A 20,148-nucleotide genomic window follows, 5' to 3' on the forward strand; every position below is an offset into this window, starting at 1 on the left:
GGCGCGCCCCGCGACGAGCGGTGGTCGCCGGGGTGCCCGACCAGTCAGAAGACCGGCAGACCGTCGATGCTCGTGGCGTTCTTGGTGGCCCGATAGACCGCCAGGTCATCCGCGCTGCGGCGGGAGTGTGAGGTGAGTAACAGGTCGCGCTCGGCGCGGAAGTCCATCAGTGGCACCGCGTAGCCGCAGGAGTCGCTGACCCGTTCCACCTCGACGGTGATCACGGCCCGGACGGCGTGCACGTCCGGCGGTGCGGGAAACTCGGCCAGCCGGTCGGCGAAGGCGTCCTCGGTGACCGCGACGCTGTGGCCCCGGCCCTGCAACCGGACGATCTTCGGTGGGCCGTCGAAGGCGCAGAACATCAGCGTGATCCGGCCGTTGTCGCGCAGGTGGGCGATGGTCTCCGCCCCGCTGCCGTGATAGTCGAGGTAGGCCACCCGGTGCGGGCCGAGGATCACGAACGTGCCCCGCATGCCCTTCGGTGACACGTTGACGTGCCCCTCGACGTCGGACGCCGCGGTGGCCACGAAGAAGACCGGCTGGCCCGCGATGAAGTCACGTAGTCGACTGTCGATCTCCGGATAGACCTTGCCCATGCGCCGATCCTCCCACCGGCCCCATGATCCGGCCGGGGCGACCTACGTCACACCGCCGGCCCGGACCAGCGCGGTGATCGGACGGGGGTCCGGCTCGTTCTCCGGATGCCACTGCACGCCGAGCACGAACGGCTGCGCCGGATCCTCGACCGCCTCGACCACGCCGTCCTGCGCCCACCCGGTGGCCGCGAGTCGACCCGGGTCGGCGACCGCCTGGTGGTGGTACGAGTTGACCCGGTCCACCCCGGCCAGCACCCGCGCGGCCAGACTCCCCGGCGTGAACCGCACCGCGTGGGTCCCGTAGACGCCGGGCGCCGGACGGTGCCCCTCGTGGCCCACCACGTCGGGCAGGTGCTGGTGCAGGGTGCCGCCGTAGGCGACGGCGAGCAACTGCATCCCCCGGCACACGCCCAGCACCGGCAGTCCGGCGGCGAGCGCGGCGGCCAACAGCACCAGCTCACCGGCGTCCCGGTCGGGCCGGTCCTCGGTACGCGGGTCGGGCTGCTGGCCGTACCGCCCCGGACCCACGTCGGCGCCACCGGCCAGCAGCAGCCCGTCCAGGACGGCCACCACGTCGCCGTCCACGTCGTCGGGCGGCAGGACCACCGCACGGCCACCCGCCGCCGTCACCGCCCGCGCGTACGCCTCGGGCACCAGCACGGCCCGCACGCCCCGCCAGGCCGCCCAGTCGACGGGTTCGACATACGAGCTGATCCCGATCAGCGGCCTCCTCACAGGGGTGTGACGTACGCGCCGGTGATGCCGCCGTCGACAACGAACTGCGCGGCGGTCATGAACGAGGCGTCGTCGCTGGCCAGGAACGCCACCGCGGCGGCGATCTCCTCGGGTTGCCCGAAGCGCCCCATCGGCACGTGCACCAGCCGGCGGGCGGCCCGCTCCGGGTCGGCGGCGAACAGCTCCAGCAACAACGGGGTGGCCACCGGGCCGGGACAGAGCGCGTTGACCCGGATGCCCTCGCGGGCGAACTGCACACCCAACTCCCGGGTCATCGCCAGCACCCCGCCCTTGCTCGCGGTGTACGCGATCTGCGACGTCGCCGCCCCCATCAGCGCCACGAACGACGCCGTGTTGATGATCGAACCCCTGCCCTGGCGGCGCATGTGCGGTATCGCGTACTTGCAGCAGAGGTAGACGCTCGTGGTGTTGACCCGCAGCACCCGCTCCCACGCGTCCAGGCCGGTGTCCAGGATGGAGTCGTCGTCGGGCGGGGAGATGCCGGCGTTGTTGAACGCGATGTCCACCCGCCCGTGCCGGTCGGCCACCCCGTCGAACAGGTCGCGTACCGCCGACTCGTCGGCCACGTCGGTGGCCACGAACTCGCCGCCGCACTCCTGCGCGGCCCTCGTGCCGGCCTCCGCGTCGATGTCCACGCAGACCACCCGGGCACCCTCGGCGGCGAACCGCCGCACGGTGGCCAACCCGATGCCGCTGCCCGCTCCGGTGACCACTGCCACCCGGTCCTGCAACCGACCCTGCACTGGCGTCACTCCTCTGTCGCGATGAACACGTTCTTGACGTCGGTGAAGGAATGCAGCGCGTCGGGGCCCAGCTCACGGCCGAGCCCGGAGCGCTTCATCCCGCCGAACGGGGTCCAGTAGCGCACCGAGGAGTGCGAGTTGACGCTGAGGTTGCCCGAGTCGACGGCACGGGCCATCCGCAGCGCCCGACTCACGTCCCGGGTCCAGATCGAGCCGGAGAGCCCGTACTCGGTGTCGTTGGCGAGCCGGACCGCCTCGGCCTCGTCGTCGAACGGCAGCACCGAGACCACCGGGCCGAAGATCTCCTCCCGCCAGTGCCGGTCGGCCGGCGAGTCGGCCAGCAGCACTGTGGGCGCGTGCCAGAAGCCGGGCCCGTCGGGGCAGGAGCCGGTGAACGCGACACGTGCCCCGGGCAGGTAACCGGCGACCCGGTCGCGCTGGGCGGCGGAGATCAGCGGCCCCATCTCGGCGGTGTCCCGGGACGGGTCCTCCACCCGTACGGCGTGTACCGCTGGTTCGAGCAGTTCCAGGAACCTGTCGTACACAGTGCGCTGGACCAGGATCCGCGACCGTGCGCAGCAGTCCTGGCCGGCGTTGTCGAAGACCGCCCCCGGCGCGGTCGCGGCGGCGCGGTCCAGGTCGGCGTCGGCGAACACGATGTTCGCGCTCTTGCCGCCCAACTCCAGGGTGAGTCGCTTCACCTGGGCGGCGCAGCCGGCCATGATCCGGGTGCCGACCTCGGTGGAGCCGGTGAAGCAGATCTTGCGGATCGCCGGGTGGCTGACGAACCGCTCCCCCACCACCGAGCCCTGGCCCGGGAGCACGGTGAAGACGCCGTCGGGCAGGCCCGCCTCGCGGGCCAGCTCGGCCAGGCGCAGCGCGGTGAGCGGGGTCAGCTCGGCGGGCTTGAGCACCACCGTGTTGCCGGCGGCGAGGGCCGGGACGAAACCCCAGGCGGCGATCGGCATCGGGAAGTTCCACGGCACGATCACACCGACCACGCCGAGTGGCTCGTGGAAGGTGACGTCCAACCCGCCCGGCACCGGGATCTGTCGCCCGGTCAGCCGCTCGGGCGCACCGGCGTAGTAGTCCAGGACGTCGCGGACGTTGCCGGCCTCCCACCGGGCGTTGCCGATGGTGTGCCCCGAGTTGCGCACCTCCAGCTGAGCCAACTCCTCCAGGTGCGCGTCGACGACGGCGGCGAACCGCCGCAGCAACCGAGCCCGATCCCCCGCCGCAACGAGACGCCAGGTAGCAAAGGCCGAAGCGGCCCGCGAGATCGCCGAGTCCACGTCCCCCACCGACGCCGAAGAAACCTCCCGAAACCCCACCCCGGAAGCCGGATCCACCACCACCGTCACACGCCCCACCCCTCGATATCCCGGTCGATCATGGAGTTGTGGTGCCCCACAAAAGCCGCCTTCCCTGACTTTCCGCCCGCCACAAGCCCATGATCAACCCGGTGGAACGGGGGGTTACAGGCGTTCGAAGCCACGGGTCAGCTCCCAGTCCGTTACCGCCGCGTCGAAGGCTTTCAGCTCTACTTTTGCCTGGTTGGCGTAGTGGGCTACCACCTCGGGGCCGAACGCCTCCCGGGCCGCCGTGGAGCCCTCCCAGAGGGTCAGGGCGTCGCGCAGGGTGCTGGGGACGCGCTCGGCCTCCGGGTCGTCGTACGCGTTGCCGGCGCACTCCTCGCCCAGCTCCAGCTCCCCGTCGATGCCGTGCAGCGCGCCGGCGACCAGCCCGGCGATCGCCAGGTACGGGTTGACGTCGGCCCCGGGCACCCGATTTTCCACACGCATGCCCTGCCCGTGCCCCACCACCCGCAGCGCGCAGGTGCGGTTGTCGACACCCCAGCGCAGCGCAGTCGGGGCGAACGACCCGGGCTGGTAGCGCTTGTAGGAGTTGATGTTCGGGGCGAACAGCAGGCTGAACTCCCGCATGGTGGCCAGCAGCCCGGCCAGCACCCGCTGCCCGGTCGGCGACAGGTGCGCCGGCCCGTCGCCGAGCATCGCCGAGCGGCCGTTGCTGTCGCGCAGCGAGAAGTGGATGTGGCAGGAGTTGCCCTCCCGCTCGTTCGGCTTGGCCATGAAGGTGATCGCCATCCCCTCCTGGGCGGCGATCTCCTTGGCCCCGTTCTTGTAGATCACGTGGTGGTCGGCGCAGGCGACCGCCTCGTCGTAGCGGAAGGCGATCTCGTGCTGGCCGAGGTTGCACTCGCCCTTGGCGCTCTCCGGCGTGAGCCCCGCGCCGGCCATCTCGGTGCGGATCCGACGCAGCAGCGGCTCCACCCGGGCGGTGCCCAGCAGCGAGTAGTCCACGTTGTACTGGTTGGCCGGAGTGAGATCGCGGTAGCCGCGCCGCCAGGCGTCCTCGTACGAGTCGCGGAACAGCACGAACTCCAGCTCGGTGCCGGCGTACGCGGTCAGCCCGTGCTCGGCCAACCGGGCCAGTTGCCGGCGCAGGATCTGCCGGGGCGAGGCGACCACGTCACCGGAACCGTCGAGCCAGGTCAGGTCGGCCAGCAGCAGCGCGGAGCCCGGCTGCCAGGGCATCCTGCGCAACGTGCCGAGGTCCGGCACCATCGCGAAGTCGCCGTAGCCGCGGTCCCAGCTCGACATCGCATACCCGTCGACGGTGTTCATGTCGACGTCGACGGCGAGCAGGTAGTTGCAGCCCTCGCTGCCGTGCGCGACCACCTGGTCGAGGAAGAAGGGCGCGTGGAACCGCTTGCCCTGGAGACGGCCCTGCATGTCGACAAGGGCCAGCACCACCGTGTCGATCTCACCGTCGGCGACCGCGACCCGCAGTTGTTCCAGCGTCAACGGAGCTTTCGTCATGCGCGGGCCTCCATCACCAAGGTCTACTGGCAATCCGGATCACCGTCAATGCCCCCGGCGGCACCCGCGGCAAACCCGGCGGGACAGGCGTGCCGCCCGTCCCGCCAGGCGCCGGCTCAGGCCGGGTCGTCGGCCGGCGCCGGGTCGGTCACCCCCGCCGGCTCCTCGACGGTACGCACGGGGCCGGTGAACCACCTGCGGGCCGAGGCGTACCACCAGACGGCGACCACCAGCAGCACCCCGCCCACGGCCAGCGGCGCGTAGTTCACCGCCGACCAGGTGAAGTCGTCGTTGCCGGGCACCCCGGCGGGCACGATCGGCAACACGAAGTAGACGGCGATGATGGCGATCTCGATCACCGCGATCCAGCCGAGCGGCCTGTACTTCCGCCCGAGCGTCCACGGGCCGGGCACGAACCGGTCGCCCATCCGCAGTCGCAGCGCGATCGGGATGAGAAACGAGAGGTAGAGCCCGAGCACCGCGACGGAGACCACCGCGTAGAAGGCGATCGGGATGCCGGCCGAGCTCTCGTAGAGCGCCGGCAGGGTCAGCACCAGGCCGGCCAGGGTCGCGCCGATGATCGCCTTGACCGGGGTGCCGTTGCGGTCGACAGTCGACCAGAGCCGCCACCCGGGCACCGCCCGGTCCCGGCTGAACGCGTACGCCATCCGGCTCATCGAGGTCACGCAACTCATCCCGCAGAAGAACTGGCCGATGGTGGAGATGATGATGACGATCTTGAAGAAGACCGGGGTCAACGCGGACTCGAAGATGGCGCCGGAGAAGCCGCCCGCGGCGTTGACCGCCTCGACGTCGGTGGCCGCGAAGAGGAACGCCAGCAGCAGGATCCAGCCGCCGACGGCCGAATAGAAGATCGACTGCCACAGCCCCCGGGCGGCGGCCTGCGAGGCGCCCCGGGTCTCCTCGGAGACGTGCGCGCAGGCGTCGAAGCCGGTGATCGTGTACTGGGTCAGCAGGAAACCCAGCGGCAGCACGTAGAACCAGAACGTCAGCCCACCGATGTCGCCGTCACCGAAGCCGGAGTTGTTGAACCGCTCGGTGAACACGAACTGGAAACTCTGGTGGTCGTCCGGCACGAGGACCAGGATGGCCACCACGACGGCCGCGCCGGCCACGTGCCACCAGACCGAGACGTTCTGGAGTACGTCGATGATCCGGTGCCCGAGGATGTTGATCAGGCCGTGCAGCACCAGGATGACCACGAAGAGCAGGAAGGCCTGGCGTAGCGTGCCGGCCCAGCCGTCGAAGAGCGCCGACAGGGTGAGGTTGAGAAACGTCGCGCAGCCGTAGTCGACCGAGGCGGTGACCGCGACCAGGCCGATCAGGTTCAGCCAGCCGGTGAACCAGCCGTGCACCGGGCGTCCCATGGTGGCCGCCCACCAGTAGATCCCGCCCGCGGTCGGGTACGCCGACACCAACTCGGCCATGCAGAAGCCGATGATCAGGATGAACAGCGAGATCAGCGGCCATCCCCAGGAGATGGCGACCGGCCCGCCGTTGTTCCAGGCCTGGCCGAAGGTCGTGAAGCAGCCGGCCAGGATCGAGATGATCGAGAACGAGATGGCGAAGTTGGAGAAGCCACTCCACTTGCGGCGCAACTCCTGTTTGTAGCCGAGTTCGGCGAGCCGTCGGGCGTCGTCGTCCATCGGTTGCTCGGCGGTCGGCATCGGGGTCGTTGCCACTGCGCACCTCCCTGAGGTGGTTCCGCGTGCGAGTGCGCAAAGTGTCGACCCGGCCGATCAAGACGGTCAATACGTACTCGGTGGGAATCTCACCGCCGGCGGGCTAATTACGTTGCCGTCCGGCCACCCCGACCCGCATCCTTAACCCCGTGACCAGGCCCGATCCACGGGCCACTCCCGGGCACTCGGACCGCCCGGCCCACGGCGCGGGGCACGCCTCTCTCTCACGCACGGCATCCCGCCGTACCCAGAAGTGCCCCGCGCCCCCGGACCCCCGCGCCCCCACCCAAGCCCGCGCCGATCTTGCGCTTTCTGTCGCCTGTCTCAGCGGCGGGGGGCGGGCTCGGGGAGCGGGGGTCAGGTTAGGAGGAGACCGGTTGCCCAGATAGCCGCTACTGCCAGGGCGGCCAGGAACTCCACGAGCATCGACAGGCCGGCGGCCTTCAGGGCCTGCACTGTGGATGGCCACGCCAGCTGGTTGCTGCCCAGCCGCAGTCGCTCCGCCGCCCACACCCCGGCGACGAAGCCGAGCACCACCCCGACGACCGGCACCACGAAGAACCCGACGATGCCGAGCACCCCACCGGCGAGCAGCGTGGACGTCGGCACACCGGTGCGCTTCAGGTTGCGGCCCGGCCACGCGTACTTGATCACGGTGCCGCCCGCCGCGACGACAGTGGCGGCGGCGAACACCGCCCACCCGCCCAGCCCGGCACCGCCGAAGATCGCCCAGACCAGCACGCCGCCCCAGCACAGCGGCAACGCCGGCAGACCGGGCACCACCACGCCGGCCAACCCGGCCAGGATCGCCAGCCCGGCCACCACCGTCACCGCCGTCTGCGAATCCGTCAGGTCCACGCCGCCACCTTCCATCGCCGCCAGCCGACCGGACCGAGCCGACCGGACCGCGAGTGCACGCCGCCCGGCGGGCGGTCCCCGGTGGTGCTGCCGCGCCGACCGCCGGCCACCCCATCCCCGCTCATGTCGCCCCACCCCGCAGCCGGGCGGTGATCTCGTCGGCCGGGGCAGGCGCGCCGAAGTACCGGCCCTGCCCGGTGTCGCAGCGCAACGCCCGCAGCCGTTCCGCCTGGACCCCGGTCTCCACCGCCTCGGCGGTGACCCACAGCTCCAGGGCGTGCGCCAACCGGACCAACGCGTCGACGATCCGTTCGTCGCGGTGGTCGGCGGCGACGTCGGTCCCGTCGGCGCGGATGCCCTCGACGAACGGGCCGGCGAGCTTCAGGCAGTGGATCGGCAGCCGCCGCAGGTACGCCAGGTTGGAGTATCCGGTGCCGAAGTCGTCCACGGCCAGCCGGACGCCGAGCGCGGCGAGCCGGTACAGACTGCGCAGTGGCTCACCGGCGCTGCCCATCACGGCGCTCTCGGTCAGCTCCAACTGGAGCAGCTCGGCGGGTAGCCCACTGGTGTGCAGCACGTCGGCCACCGTGTCCACGATCGCCGGGTCGTCGGCCTGTCGCGCGGCCAGGTTGACGCTGACCACCAGCCGGGCGTTGGGAAACTCCCGCCGCCACCGCTCGGCGTCCTGACAGGCCTGCCGCAGCACCCACTCGCCGAGCCGGACGATCAGGCCGGTCTCCTCGGCCAGACCGATGAACCGGTCCGGCCCGATCAGGCCCAACTCCGGGTGCTCCCACCTCACCAGTGCCTCCACCGCGAGCATCGTGCCCTCCAGCAGCGACACGATCGGCTGGTAGTGCAGCACGAACTCGCCCCGGTCCAGGGCGGCCGGCAGCCCGGCGACAAGGGCCGACCGGGCGATGTCCCGGGCGCTGCGCTCCGGGTCGTACACCGCCCAGCGGCCCCGGCCTGCCCCCTTGGCCCAGTAGAGCGTGGTGTCCGCCGCCTTCATCAGCTCCGACGCGGTGGTCTCCGTCGCCGGGCACTGCACGATGCCCACACTTGCCGAGACGGCCAGCTGGTGGTCTCCGACGTGCACCGGGGCCGCGACGGCGGCCAACGCGGACTCCGCGACGGCCACCGCGTCGTCGATGCCGTCCGCTCCGTCGACGAGGATCACGAACTCGTCGCCACCCATCCGGGCGACCAGGTGGCCGCGGTCGGCCACGCACGCGGCGAGCCTGCGGCCGATCGTCACCAGCAGCTGGTCGCCGAGGTCGTGGCCGAGGCTGTCGTTTATCGCCTTGAAGCCGTCCAGGTCGAGGAAGCACACCCCGACCTGCCGTCCGGCGCCCGCGGCGTCGAGGATCCGGCCCAGAGTCTCGAAGAACAGCGTCCGGTTGGGCAGCCCGGTCAGCGGGTCGTGCAGCGCCTGGAAGCGCAGCCGCTGCTGGAGTTCGTACCGCTCGGTGATGTCCTCGATCATCGCGACGGTGAACCGGGGTCGGCCGTCGCCGTGCCGGATCAGCGAGACGGCCAGATCCGTCCAGACCACGCTGCCGTCCTTGCGGTGGTAACGCTTCTCCACCCGGGCGGCGTCGTGTTTGCCCTCGATCAGCTCCTGGTAGAGCTCCCACATCCCGGCGGCGTCGTCGGCGTGGAAAAGCGCCGCCACGTTGATCTCGCGCAACTCCTCGATCGAGTAGCCGAGCATGTCGGCGAACGCCTGGTTGACGTCGATGATCTGGCCGTCCACGCCGGCGATGCCGATCCCGATCGCGGCGCCGGTGAAGACCGCCCGGAACCGGGCCTCGCTGTCGCGCAGCGCCTGCTCGACCTGGTCACGCGCCTGCCAGGCAGACTGGGCGATCCGCTCCTGCTGGCTGAAGGTGCGGTCGCGCAGCGCGCGGGCGAACCCGGCGGCCAGCCGGCCCTGCAACGTCGCGATCCGCTCGGCCAGGTCCGCCGGCCGGTCGGCAGCGCCGAGTACGCGCCGCGAAAAGTCCGAACCGAGTGCGCGCAGCGTCCACTCCAGGGCTCGCGGCTCGCTGAGGTGCGCCTCGACCAGCGCGCGCCCGACCTCCTCGGCGGGGTCGGAGCGGAACGGCTCTGCCCACACCGCCTCCGCCAGCCGGATCGTGTGTGTCAGCAGCAGCCGTTCGGTCTCGGCCGCGCTGAACGGCACGAACCCGAGGCGACGGACCGCGCGGGCCCAGTCCGCGGCGAACCCCTGGATGTCGGCCCGGCCGGCGTCGACCCCGAGGGGGTCCGGGCCGGCGTCGACCCCGAGGGGGTCCGGGACGGCGGCCATGTCGATCAGCCGGCTGGCTGGTCGTACCGGGCGACGCCGCCGAAGGCGCCGAACCGCTCCGGGTGATCGTCCACGTCGGACGGTGAGTCGGGACGCCAGAGTGGCATGTGCACCACACCCGGGTCGAGGACCGTCCAGTCGCCGAAGAAGCCGGTGACCTGGGCACGGGAGCGCAGGGTGATCTCGGTGGCCGTCCGGGCGGAGAGCCGCTGGGCGTCCAGCATCTCCTGCGGCTGGTCCTCGAAGGTGGAGTGCGAGACGACCAGGTAGCTGCCCGGCGCGGCGGCGGCACGCAGGGTGGCCAGGATCTCCTCCGGACGGTCGGCGTCCGGGATGAAGTGCACCACCCCGGCCAGCAGGATGCCCATCGGCCGGCTGAAGTCGACGAGCCCGAGCTGCCGGGTCTCGGCGAGGATCCGCTCCGGCTCGCGCAGGTCGGCGTGGATGACGCCGGTCAGCTCGTTGCCCGCGAGCAGCTCGCGGCTGTGCGCGACGGCCACCGGGTCGATGTCGACGTACACCACGCGGGCCTTCGGGTTCACTCCCTGGGCCACCTCGTGCACATTGCCCACGGTGGGAATTCCGGAGCCGATGTCGAGGAACTGGTCGATGCCGGCGTCGAGCAACACCCGGACGGCCCGACGCAGGAACTCCCGGCCGGAGCGCATGGTGGCGGCGAGATTCGGGGTCATGCTCGCGATCTGCTCGGCCAGCCGCCTGTCGATCTCGAAGTTGTGTGCCCCACCCAGGAAATAGTCGTACACCCGGGCCGCGCTCGGCCTGGTCAGATCGATCTCGGTCGGCAGTCCGTCCGGCATCAGCGTGCTCCCCAGTTCATCGCCGCGGCGCGGGACGGCACCGGCGTCGACGGGCGTGCGCGAGCACCGGCCGACCCGCGGGTCGTGTGGTGTGCACCACTCTAGGCGGCTGACTCCAGCATCAGTGCAATGCCTTGACCGACGCCGATGCACATGGTGGCCAACGCCCGCCGCCCGCCGCGTCGGCGCAGCTCCAGGGCGGCGGTCAACGCCAGCCGCGCACCGCTGGCACCGAGCGGGTGCCCCAGCGCGATCGCGCCGCCGTTCGGGTTGACGTGCTCGGCGTCCACGGGCAACCCCAGTTCACGCAACACCGCCACGGACTGCGCGGCGAACGCCTCGTTCAGCTCCACCACGTCCACCGCACCCACCTCGACCCCGACCCGGTCGAGCAGCTTGCGGGTCGCCGGCACCGGACCGATCCCCATGACCCGGGGCGGTACGCCGGCCACCGCCGCACCGCCGATCCGGGCCAGCGGGGTGAGGCCGTACCGGGCAACCGCCGCCTCGCTGGCGACAAGCAGCGCGACCGCGCCGTCGTTGACACCCGAGGAGTTGCCCGCGGTGACGGTGCCGCCGTCGCGGAACGGGGTGGGCAGCGCGGCCAGCTTTTCCAGCGTGGTCTCCCGGGGGTGCTCGTCGACCTCGACCAGCCGGGTCTCGCGTCGACCGGCCGGCACCGACACCGCCACGATCTCCTCGGCGAACCGGCCGTCGACCTGCGCCCTGGCCGCACGCTGCTGCGAGCGGTACGCGAAGGCGTCCTGCTCGGCCCGGCTGACGCCGTACTCGGCGGCCACGTTCTCCGCCGTCTCCGGCATCGAGTCGACCCCCCACCCGTCGCGCATCAACGGGTTGACCAACCGCCAGCCCAGTGTGGTGTCGTACACCTCGGCCGAGCGGGAGTACGCCGACGTCGCCTTCGGCAGGACGAACGGCGCCCGGCTCATGCTCTCCACCCCGCCGGCGATCATCAGCTCGGCGTCCCCGGCCACGATGGCGCGGGCAGCGGTGGCCAGCGCGTCCAGGCCGGAGCCGCAGAGCCGGTTGACGGTGCTGCCCGGCACCTCCTCGGGCAGGCCGGCCAGCAGCGCCGCCATCCGGGCCACGTTGCGGTTGTCCTCGCCGGCCTGGTTGGCGCAGCCGAGCACCACGTCGTCCACCCGCGCCCAGTCCACCGACGGGTGGCGGGCGACCAACTCGCGGATCACGTGCGCGGCCAGGTCGTCGGGGCGGACGCCGGCCAGCGCGCCGGCGTACCGACCGATCGGGGTGCGGACACCGGCCACCAGGTATGCCACGGTCATCGCGAGTCCTTAGGGGTGCAGACGGCGGGGGTGGGGCACGCCCATCGGGTCGCGGGGGCTGCCGGCCGCCAGGATATCCGCGCCGGCAGCGGATAGGTTGACGGCATGGCCCGGGCCCAGTTCAGCGCAGAGACCAGCGGCGGCGGCGCGTTCGTCCGCCAGCCCAACCGGTTCACCGGTCGGGTCACCGCCGACTCGACCTCCCCGCCCGGTGGCGGGCCGGACGAGCACGACCGCTGGCCGCTGGAGGCCGGCCGGTACCGGCTGATCTGGTGCCGGGCGTGCCCGTGGGCGCACCGGGCGAGGATCGTGCGCGGCCTGCTCGGGCTGGACGACGCGATCTCGCTGGGCACCGTGGACCCGATCCGCGACGAGCGGGGCTGGGCGTTCGCCCTCGACCCGGACGGCTTCGACCCGGTCCTCGGTGTCGGTTTCCTCTCCGAGGCGTACCTGGCCACCGACCCGGACTACACCGGCCGGGTGACGGTGCCGGCGCTCGTCGACACCCTGACCGGCCGGGTGGTCACCAACGACTACCCGCAGCTCACCCTCGACCTCTCCACCGAGTGGCGGTCGTTGCACGCACCCGACGCGCCGGACCTGTACCCGGTCGCGCTGCGCCCGGAGATGGACGCGCTGATGGCCGAGATCCACGCCGACGTCAACAACGGTGTCTACCGGTGCGGGTTCGCCACCTCCCAGGAGGCGTACGACGAGGCGTTCCGGGCGCTCTTCGCCCGGTTGGACGCGCTCTCCGAACGCCTGGCCGGGCAGCGCTACCTGCTGGGCGACGCGATCACCGAGGCCGACGTGCGGCTGTTCACCACGCTTGTGCGCTTCGACACCGCGTACCACGGGCACTTCAAGTGCAACCGCGACAAGTTGACCGAGATGCCGGTGCTCTGGGCGTACGCCAGGGACCTGTTCCAGACCCCGGGCTTCGGCGAGACGGTGGACTTCGACCACATCAAGCGGCACTACTACGGCACGCACCGGGAGATCAACCCCAGCGGCATCGTGCCACTCGGGCCGGACGAGTCGGGCTGGCGCACGCCACACGGGCGTGGCTGAGCCGGGTCGCTCCGGCACCACGACCGCGCCGAGGGCCGGCTCGGACGTCGCCCGTCGGGTCGCCGGCTCCGCCGCGGCGGGCTGCGCGCTGGCCGGTGCCGTCGCGGTGACGTTCGCCGTGGTCGCCGGTCCCGGTCCGGGCCTCACCGGGTACGTCAGCGAGGCGGGCATCGCCGGCAGTGGACACGCCGCGACGTACCGGATCGGGGTCCTGGCCCTTGCCGGCGCGTTGCTGCTGCTCGGCGCGGCGCTGCCCCCCGGGGTGTGGGCGGCGGCCCCGGCGCTGCTCGCCGCCGGGGCCGTGTTCGCCGCCGTGTCCGGAGCGGTGACCTGCTCCGCCGGCTGCCCGCTGCCGCCGTTCGAGCGGGCCACCACCGCGGATCTGGTGCACGGCGGCGCGAGCATCGCGGCAACCGCGTCGGTGGTCTTCGCCATGCTCACGCTCGCCGTGTCCGCGCCGGCCGGGCCGGTGGTGCGTCGGCTGGCCGGCGTGACCGCCGCGCTGGCCCTGCCGCTGTGCGCGACTGTCGGGCTGGCCATGCTCGTCGTCGGCCGGGGTGCGGTGGTGGGTGTGCTGGAACGGCTGGTCCTCGCGCTGGTGGTCGCCTGGGGGCTGGCCACCGCCACCGCCCTGGCCCTGGACCGCCGGCCGGCAACCCCGTTGTAAGGATCCTCACGCCGGCCGCTCCTTGCGATACCCCATCGGCGGGGTATCTTCGATTGGCGATGAGCAATGTCTGGGGCCTCACTGTCCGCCTGTATGTCGATCTCCGACTACAGGCCAGTGGCATCTGTCCGGGTTAGCCGCGTCTTCCCGCCTGCCCTCATCAGACCGGACAACTGGATAGCTAATGCCCTTCAGCCTGCGCAAAATTCCCTTCTCCGTGCAGATCCTGCTCGGCCTCGTGCTCGGCGTCGCACTCGGTTTCGTTGCCCGCAGCAACGACGTGAGTTGGCTGACCAGCACCCTGCACACCGTCGGCAGCCTCTTCGTCCAACTACTCAAGCTCGCCGTACCGCCGCTGGTCTTCACCGCCATCGTGGTCAGCGTGGTCAGCCTGCGCGGCGTGGCAAACGCCGCACGGCTCGCGCTGAAGACCCTGATGTGGTTCGGCATCACCGCGCTGATCGCGGTGAGCATCGGCATCGGCATCGGCCTGCTCACCAACCCCGGCAAGGGCGTGACCCTCGACCTGGGTGGCGCCGCGGCGCCGAAGAAGACCGGCTCCTGGACCGACTTCCTCACCGGCATCGTGCCCACCAACCCGGTCGGCGCGTTCGTCGAGGGCAACGTCCTTCAGATCGTCTTCCTCGCCGTGGTCATCGGTGCCGCGGCCCTGCTGGTCGGCGAGGCCGCCGAACCGTTCGTGGCGCTGAACCGCTCCCTGCTGGAGATCGTCCAGAAGGCGCTCTGGTGGGTCATCCGGCTCGCCCCGATCGGCACTCTCGGCCTGATCGGCAACGCCGTCGCCTCGTACGGCTGGGACCTGCTGGCCCCCCTCGCGAAGTTCACCACCGCCATGTACGTCGGCTGCGCCATCGTGCTGTTCGTGGTCTACCCGCTGGTGCTGGTCCTCGTCGGTCGCCTCAACCCGCTGCGCTTCTTCGCCGGCGCCTGGCCGGCGATCGAGCTGGCCTTCGTGTCCCGCTCCTCGGTCGGCACCATGCCGGTGACCCAGCGCTCCGTCGAGCGCCTCGGTGTCCCCCGCGAGTACGCCTCGTTCGCGGTGCCCTTCGGCGCGACCACGAAGATGGACGGCTGCGCCGCCATCTACCCGGCACTCGCCGCGATCTTCGTGGCGCAGGTCTTCGGCGTGCACCTCGGCATCGGTGACTACCTGCTGATCGCGTTCGTGTCGGTGGTCGGCTCGGCGGCCACCGCCGGCCTGACCGGCGCGATCGTGATGCTCACCCTGACCCTCAGCACGCTGGGGCTGCCGCTGGCGGGCGCCGGCCTGCTGCTGGCCATCGACCCGATCCTGGACATGATCCGCACCGCGACCAACGTGGCCGGGCAGGCCCTGGTGCCGACAGTTGTCGCCGCCCGCGAGGGCACCCTGGACCGGGCCGCGTACGAGTCCGCCGGCCGACGCGACCTGATCGACCCGGAGCCGGTCGCGGAGACCCGCCCCGAGCTGACCCCCGTTCCCGCCTGACCAGAGCACACCGACGGCGACCGGCCCCTCCCCGGAGGGGTCGGTCGCCGTCTTCGAGAGGATGTCCCCCATGAGCTCCCTGTTCACTCCCCTGGCCCTGCGCGCCGTCACGGTGCCCAACCGAATCGCCATGGCGCCCATGTGCCAGTACTCGGCCGGCCCGGATGGTCTGCCCACCGACTGGCATCTGGTCCATCTCGGCAGTCGCGCGGTCGGCGGCGCCGGCCTGGTGCTGACCGAGGCGACCGCCGTGCTCCCCGAGGGGCGGATCAGCCCACAGGACACCGGGCTGTGGTCCGGCGCACACGTCGACGCCTGGCGGCCGGTGACCGCGTTCGTCGCCGCACACGGCGCGGTGCCGGCCGTGCAACTCGCGCACGCCGGGTTCAAGGCATCCACCTACCGCCCGTGGGCTGCGGAACGCGGCGGCGTGCCGGACGCCGAGGGCGGCTGGACGCCCGTAGCGCCCGGTGCGGAGCCGTTCACCGCCGGCTACCGGACGCCCACCGCCCTCGACGAGGCCGGCATCGCCGGCGTTGTCGAGGCGTTCGCCGCCGGAGCCGAACGCGCGCTCGCCGCCGGCTTCGCCGCCGTGGAGATCCACGCCGCGCACGGCTACCTGCTCAACGAGTTCCTCTCCCCGCTGACCAACCACCGCACCGACGGCTACGGCGGCGACCGGTCCGCCCGGATGCGACTCACCCTGGAGGTGGCCCGCGCGGTACGCGCCGCGGTCGGCGAGGACGTGCCGGTGCTCACCCGGCTCTCCGCCACCGACTGGGTCGAGGGCGGCTGGACGATCGAGGACAGCGTCGTGCTCGCCGGCGAGCTGGCCGGAGTCGGCGTGGACCTGGTCGACGCCTCCTCCGGCGGGGTGAGCCCGGACCAGCGCATCACGCTCGGCCCCGGCTACCAGGTGCCGCTGGCCGCCCAGATCCGCCGCGAGGCCGGCGTGCCGACCGGCGCGGTGGGCCTGATCGTGGAGCCCGAGCACGCCGAGCAGATCGTGGCCGGCGGCGAGGCCGACCTGGTGCTGCTCGGTCGGGAGTTGCTGCGCGACCCGTACTGGCCGCGCCGGGCCGCCGCCAAGCTCGGCGTCGTGTACAGCGGCCCGGCGCAGTACGCCCGCGCCTGACCCCCCGCCGCCTCGGACGGCTGCCGTTCCCCGCAGCCGTCCGAGGCGTCAGCCCGCACTGCCGCAGTCCGAGGCGTCAGCCCGCCAGGTGTGACCAGTCGCCCTCCAGGTCCTGCCAGCTGCCCTGGGCGGCAACCGTGCCACCGAGCAGCACCACCACGTGGTCGGCGCGGACCAGCGCGGCACGCTTCGCGGTGGAGCCGACAACTGTCACCCCGTGTTCGCGCAGTGCCTGCCACAACGCCAACTCCGTGGTGACGTCGAGTGCCGACGAGACGTCGTCGGCGACCAACAGTTCGGTACGCGGTGCCAACGCCCGAGCCAACGCCAACCGCTGCAACTGCCCGCCGGAGAGCCGGGTGCCCTTGTGCCCGATGAGCAGACCCAGCCCACCGCCGGCGGCGGCCAGGTCGTGGTCGAGCTGGGCGGTGCTGACCGCGCCGGCCGCGTCCACCTGGTGGCCCAGCGCGATGTTGTCGGCCACCGTGCCGGAGAGCACCCGGGGCAACTGGCCGACGTAGCCGACCTGGTTGGGGCGCAGGAACAGCTCCGGCTCGGTGACCGGGTCGCCGTTCCAGGTCAGCTCGCCGGTGTGGTGCACGATCCCGGCCAGCGCCCGCAGCAACGAGGACTTGCCCGAACCCACCGGCCCGACGACAAGCACCAACTGCCCCCGCCGCACCGTCAGGTCCACCTCGCGGACGGCCACCGTACCGTCGGAGTGCACCACCCCGAAGCGACGCAGCTCCAGCCGGCGCAGCGGATGCCGCGGCGCGGGCGTCGGCGCGGGCCCCGTCCCGGCGGCCAGGTCGACCGCCGGAACCCCCGCGGAGTACGCGCTCACCCCGGTCATCGCCGTCGTGCGTCGGGTCCAGACCCGCGCCGAGGGCAACTGCGAGATCAGCGACGCCGTCGTCCAGGCGAACCAGCGTGCCGCCCCCAGCGTGGAGACGGCCACCAGCACCGCTCCGGCGGACAGCGAGCCGCCCAGGTAGAGCGCCCACGCGCCGATCGGCAGCAGCCCGCTTGCCATCGACGGCGTGGAACGCGCCCACACCTGCACCGAGATCTCCCGCCGCTGTCGATCGCTGCGCAGCACGTCCAGGCCGGCCAGGTGGCGCAGCACCGCCGTGGTCGCGCCGGCGAGCTTCACCGTCCGCGCCGCGGAGAGCGCCGAGACCAGCGCCGTGGCGAAGGCCGCCCGCGCCGTCACCGTCGCCTGGGCCGCACGTTCGAGTTTCGGCCCGAACAGCGTCGCGGCCAGCCCGGAGACGACCATCGTGCCGAGGAAGAACAGCCCCGGTACGATGCTGCCGGTGACCGCCGTCATGGCGACCACCAGGATCAACGCGACGCTCTGGTCCAGCACGTTGTCGGCGAGTTGGACCACCCGCTCGGTGTCGCCGCCCTGCGCCACCACCTCGGCCGGGGTGTGCGAGCTGACCCGACGCGGCCCCGTCTGGCCGTGCACCAGCCGCAGGCCGATCCGCAGCATCTGCCGCACCCACCACTGCGGGAACCAGACGTGGGTGTAATACGGCAACGGCAGTGTGACAAGCAGCCCGGCCACGATCCCGACCGCCGGCAGGTACGGGTTGCCCGTCCCGTCGACCAGGTCGGCCCAGAGCCAGGGCAGCACCGGGCCGTCCAGCCCCAGCAGGCTGAGCCCGAGGAACAACCCGATCGCGGCCAGCCCGTACCGGGGATCGTTGGTGCAGAGCCGGACGATCTCCCGCAGCGTCCGGGCCGGCGGCACGGGCGGCAGCGGAGGCGGCTCGGTCCGCGTCAGCCCGACCGGTGTGGCCGGCGCTCCACTCGGCCAGGCGCCGGCGTCGGTAGCTGTCGGCGGACCGCCCGGCCACGCGCCGGCCAGGTCGGGGCCGGCGGCTGCCGTCGAGCCACCCGGCCACGCGCCGGCCGGGTCGGGGCCGTCCAGCAGGTCGGTGCCGCCGGTACGGCCGTTCGGTGCCACAGCGGCGTACGCGGCGGCGTGACTGGTCGCCAGCAGTTCGGCGAAGCGCGTCGACGTCTCCAGCGGGCCGGCCTCGACCACCGCGCCGTCGGCCAGCACCACCACCTCGTCACAGCGACGCACCGAGGAGAGGCGGTGGGCGATGACGATGCCGATCCGGTCGCGCAGCAGTCGTTCGGTAGCCCGCTGCACCCGCGCCTCGGTGACGGGATCCAGACGGGCGGTGGCCTCGTCGAGGATCACCACGTGCGGGTCGCGGACCAGGATCCGGGCGAACGCCACGAGCTGCTCCTGGCCGGCGGAGAGCACGTGCCCGCCCTCCCCCAGCCGGGTCGCCAACCCGTCCGGCAGCTCGGCGATCCAGCCGGCCAGGCCCAGCTCGTCGAGTGCCCGGGCCGCGGCGTCGAGCAACTCCGGGTCGTAGAGCGCGACGTTCTCCGCGAGCGTGCCGGCCAGGATCTCCGTACGCTGCGGTACCAACGCCACCCAACGGCGCAACTGCTCGACGTCGAGGTCGCACAGGTCGGTGCCGCCGAGGAAGACAGTGCCCGGCGGAACGTCGACCGCCCTGGTCAGCACCTTCGCCAGCGTGGACTTGCCCGAACCGGTCCGCCCGATCAGCGCGTACGACCGGCCACGCGCGAAGGTGAGGCTGAGCCCCCGCAGCGCGGCGGCCCGGTCGTGCTCCGAACCGCTCACCTGGTACTCGAAGGTCAGGTCCCGGATGCGCAGGTCACCCTCGGTCGGGCTGGCGCCGCCGACGGGCTCCTGCCGAGCCTTGTGCAGCAACCGCACCCGGGCCCACGCGCCGAGCGCCTCCTGGATCTCCGGCACCATCCGGCTGACGTGTTCGGCGGTGGCCCCGAAGGCCAGGGCGAGCAGCCAGATGGCGGTGAGCCGGGCGGCGTCGATCCGGTCGGTGGCCAACGCCCACGCCCCGCCGAGCACCACCACGCCGATGCCACAGCGGATCGTCGCGGTGGCGGCCGCGGCCACCCGGGCGGACAACACCCAGACCAGACCGCCCCGGGACAGCACGGCGGCGGCCCGCCGGGCGTACAGCCGCAACACGTACGGTCGGGCCAGGCTGGTCCGGACGTCGTCCTGGCCGTGCACCGCCTCCTCCATCACCGCGGCCAGGTCGGACCACGCCTCCTCCTCGGCCATCCGGGCCGGGGCGATCCGCGCCGTCGGCCCGCGCAGACCTGCCGCGAGCACCACAGTGAGCAGCAGCATCGCGACCCCGGCCGGCCACCACACGAACAACGCGACGACCATCGACAGCAGGCCGACGCAGAGACCCTGGGCGAGCCGGGTGCCCTGGTTACGGATCGCCGACGCCACCTGGTACACGTCCCCGTCGATCCGGTCCAGCAACTCACCCACCGGGGTGGTCTCCAGGGTGGGCAGGTCCTGCCCGAGAGCGACCCGGCAGAGTCGGCGGCGCACGTGGGCGGACCAGTCGGCGGTCACCCCGGCCATCAGCAGGCTCACCGCGAGGTCGCTGAGAACCACGGCGACCAGAGCCGCGGCCAGCACGGCGAAGAAGCCGGCCGAGCGGTGCACCAACACGGCGCCGGCCAGCGCCGACGCGCCCGCCTGACCGGCGGCGCCGAGCACGATCAGGACCGTCACGATCGTCATCCGACGGGTCGAGGTGCCCCACAGGTCACGGAGCAGGCGCATGGAAAGTCCTCCGGAGGTGGGGTGGCGGAGAATTCAGCCTGCCCGCGCCGACGCCCAGATTCAACCGAATTTCCGGCCCTGAGCAGGGCGTCCGTCAGCTCAGGCAGAAGCAGCGGCCGACCGACTCGGGCCCGTCCCGCCCCGCCGTCGACCAATCTCGACAACCCGCCCCGCGCTCGCACCTTGATCGACTCGG

General features: G+C 72.3%; 16 protein-coding genes. 4 read left to right on the forward strand and 12 right to left on the reverse strand.

Going from position 1 to position 20,148, the window contains the following annotated elements; translation table 11 throughout:
* Nucleotides 1–44: 44 nt before the first annotated feature.
* The 11 genes from AB0A95_RS02205 to pcaF all read right to left on the reverse strand — a co-directional run bounded on the left by AB0A95_RS02205 (nucleotide 45) and on the right by pcaF (nucleotide 11,932).
* Nucleotides 45–596: a pyridoxamine 5'-phosphate oxidase family protein gene (locus AB0A95_RS02205; RefSeq protein WP_357553752.1), complete on the reverse strand. Its 552-nt coding sequence runs from the start codon at nucleotides 594–596 to the stop codon at nucleotides 45–47.
* 42 nt (nucleotides 597–638) lie between these two features.
* Nucleotides 639–1,331 (reverse strand): gamma-glutamyl-gamma-aminobutyrate hydrolase family protein, encoded by a 693-nt coding sequence (locus AB0A95_RS02210; RefSeq protein WP_357553753.1) that lies wholly within the window; start codon nucleotides 1,329–1,331, stop codon nucleotides 639–641.
* Nucleotides 1,328–2,095: a 3-oxoacyl-ACP reductase gene (locus tag AB0A95_RS02215; protein ID WP_357553754.1), complete on the reverse strand. Its 768-nt coding sequence runs from the start codon at nucleotides 2,093–2,095 to the stop codon at nucleotides 1,328–1,330. Before AB0A95_RS02215 ends, AB0A95_RS02210 begins: the two co-directional genes overlap by 4 nt.
* Nucleotides 2,096–2,100: 5 nt before the next feature.
* Nucleotides 2,101–3,444, reverse strand: coding sequence for an aldehyde dehydrogenase family protein (locus AB0A95_RS02220; RefSeq protein WP_357553908.1), 1,344 nt, complete (start codon nucleotides 3,442–3,444; stop codon nucleotides 2,101–2,103).
* Between the two features lie 126 nt (nucleotides 3,445–3,570).
* Complete coding sequence (locus AB0A95_RS02225) at nucleotides 3,571–4,935, reverse strand: glutamine synthetase family protein (protein WP_357553755.1); 1,365 nt, start codon at nucleotides 4,933–4,935, stop codon at nucleotides 3,571–3,573.
* A 116-nt stretch (nucleotides 4,936–5,051) separates the two neighbouring features.
* Nucleotides 5,052–6,638 (reverse strand): amino acid permease, encoded by a 1,587-nt coding sequence (locus AB0A95_RS02230; RefSeq protein ID WP_357553756.1) that lies wholly within the window; start codon nucleotides 6,636–6,638, stop codon nucleotides 5,052–5,054.
* Between the two features lie 357 nt (nucleotides 6,639–6,995).
* A complete protein-coding gene (locus AB0A95_RS02235; RefSeq protein ID WP_357553757.1) occupies nucleotides 6,996–7,496 on the reverse strand; it encodes a DUF456 domain-containing protein in 501 nt (166 codons plus the stop codon).
* Entirely contained in the window at nucleotides 7,487–7,621 is a 135-nt protein-coding gene (locus tag AB0A95_RS02240) for a hypothetical protein (protein WP_357553758.1), read from the reverse strand. Before AB0A95_RS02240 ends, AB0A95_RS02235 begins: the two co-directional genes overlap by 10 nt.
* Nucleotides 7,618–9,807 carry an EAL domain-containing protein gene (locus AB0A95_RS02245; RefSeq protein ID WP_357553759.1) on the reverse strand — a complete coding sequence of 730 codons (2,190 nt, stop codon included), beginning with the start codon at nucleotides 9,805–9,807 and terminating at the stop codon, nucleotides 7,618–7,620. Before AB0A95_RS02245 ends, AB0A95_RS02240 begins: the two co-directional genes overlap by 4 nt.
* 5 nt (nucleotides 9,808–9,812) lie before the next feature.
* Nucleotides 9,813–10,625 carry an SAM-dependent methyltransferase gene (locus tag AB0A95_RS02250; RefSeq protein ID WP_357553760.1) on the reverse strand — a complete coding sequence of 271 codons (813 nt, stop codon included), beginning with the start codon at nucleotides 10,623–10,625 and terminating at the stop codon, nucleotides 9,813–9,815.
* A gap of 101 nt (nucleotides 10,626–10,726) precedes the next feature.
* Complete coding sequence (pcaF, locus tag AB0A95_RS02255) at nucleotides 10,727–11,932, reverse strand: 3-oxoadipyl-CoA thiolase (protein ID WP_357553761.1); 1,206 nt, start codon at nucleotides 11,930–11,932, stop codon at nucleotides 10,727–10,729.
* A gap of 105 nt (nucleotides 11,933–12,037) precedes the next feature.
* On the opposite strand from pcaF, the gene AB0A95_RS02260 reads away from it, so the two are divergent.
* The 4 genes from AB0A95_RS02260 (at nucleotide 12,038) to AB0A95_RS02275 (ending at nucleotide 16,294) form a co-directional block, all read left to right on the forward strand.
* Nucleotides 12,038–13,003 (forward strand): glutathione S-transferase C-terminal domain-containing protein, encoded by a 966-nt coding sequence (locus AB0A95_RS02260; protein ID WP_357553762.1) that lies wholly within the window; start codon nucleotides 12,038–12,040, stop codon nucleotides 13,001–13,003.
* Nucleotides 12,996–13,670, forward strand: coding sequence for a DUF998 domain-containing protein (locus AB0A95_RS02265; protein ID WP_357553763.1), 675 nt, complete (start codon nucleotides 12,996–12,998; stop codon nucleotides 13,668–13,670). The genes AB0A95_RS02260 and AB0A95_RS02265 overlap by 8 nt, the downstream gene beginning before the upstream one ends.
* Before the next feature lie 196 nt (nucleotides 13,671–13,866).
* Nucleotides 13,867–15,159, forward strand: a complete 1,293-nt coding sequence (locus AB0A95_RS02270) for a dicarboxylate/amino acid:cation symporter (RefSeq protein ID WP_357553909.1) — start codon at nucleotides 13,867–13,869, stop codon at nucleotides 15,157–15,159.
* Nucleotides 15,160–15,229: 70 nt separating this feature from the next.
* Nucleotides 15,230–16,294 (forward strand): NADH:flavin oxidoreductase/NADH oxidase, encoded by a 1,065-nt coding sequence (locus tag AB0A95_RS02275; RefSeq protein WP_357553764.1) that lies wholly within the window; start codon nucleotides 15,230–15,232, stop codon nucleotides 16,292–16,294.
* A 76-nt stretch (nucleotides 16,295–16,370) separates the two neighbouring features.
* Here the strand turns inward: AB0A95_RS02275 and AB0A95_RS02280 are convergent, their stop codons facing one another.
* Nucleotides 16,371–19,952, reverse strand: coding sequence for an ABC transporter ATP-binding protein (locus tag AB0A95_RS02280; protein ID WP_357553765.1), 3,582 nt, complete (start codon nucleotides 19,950–19,952; stop codon nucleotides 16,371–16,373).
* Nucleotides 19,953–20,148 lie beyond the last annotated feature (196 nt).

This window comes from Micromonospora sp. NPDC049230 (assembly GCF_040647875.1).
In the GTDB taxonomy this organism is placed as follows: Bacteria; Actinomycetota; Actinomycetes; order Mycobacteriales; family Micromonosporaceae; genus Micromonospora.

Coding starts and splice junctions, on each gene's coding strand:
- AB0A95_RS02205 (WP_357553752.1), bottom strand. CDS start 596: ATGGGCAAGGTCTATCCGGAGATCGACAGTCGACTACGTGACTTCATC.
- AB0A95_RS02225 (WP_357553755.1), bottom strand. CDS start 4,935: ATGACGAAAGCTCCGTTGACGCTGGAACAACTGCGGGTCGCGGTCGCC.
- AB0A95_RS02240 (WP_357553758.1), bottom strand. CDS start 7,621: ATGAGCGGGGATGGGGTGGCCGGCGGTCGGCGCGGCAGCACCACCGGG.
- AB0A95_RS02245 (WP_357553759.1), bottom strand. CDS start 9,807: ATGGCCGCCGTCCCGGACCCCCTCGGGGTCGACGCCGGCCCGGACCCC.
- AB0A95_RS02250 (WP_357553760.1), bottom strand. CDS start 10,625: ATGCCGGACGGACTGCCGACCGAGATCGATCTGACCAGGCCGAGCGCG.
- pcaF (WP_357553761.1), bottom strand. CDS start 11,932: ATGACCGTGGCATACCTGGTGGCCGGTGTCCGCACCCCGATCGGTCGG.
- AB0A95_RS02260 (WP_357553762.1), top strand. CDS start 12,038: ATGGCCCGGGCCCAGTTCAGCGCAGAGACCAGCGGCGGCGGCGCGTTC.
- AB0A95_RS02275 (WP_357553764.1), top strand. CDS start 15,230: ATGAGCTCCCTGTTCACTCCCCTGGCCCTGCGCGCCGTCACGGTGCCC.
- AB0A95_RS02280 (WP_357553765.1), bottom strand. CDS start 19,952: ATGCGCCTGCTCCGTGACCTGTGGGGCACCTCGACCCGTCGGATGACG.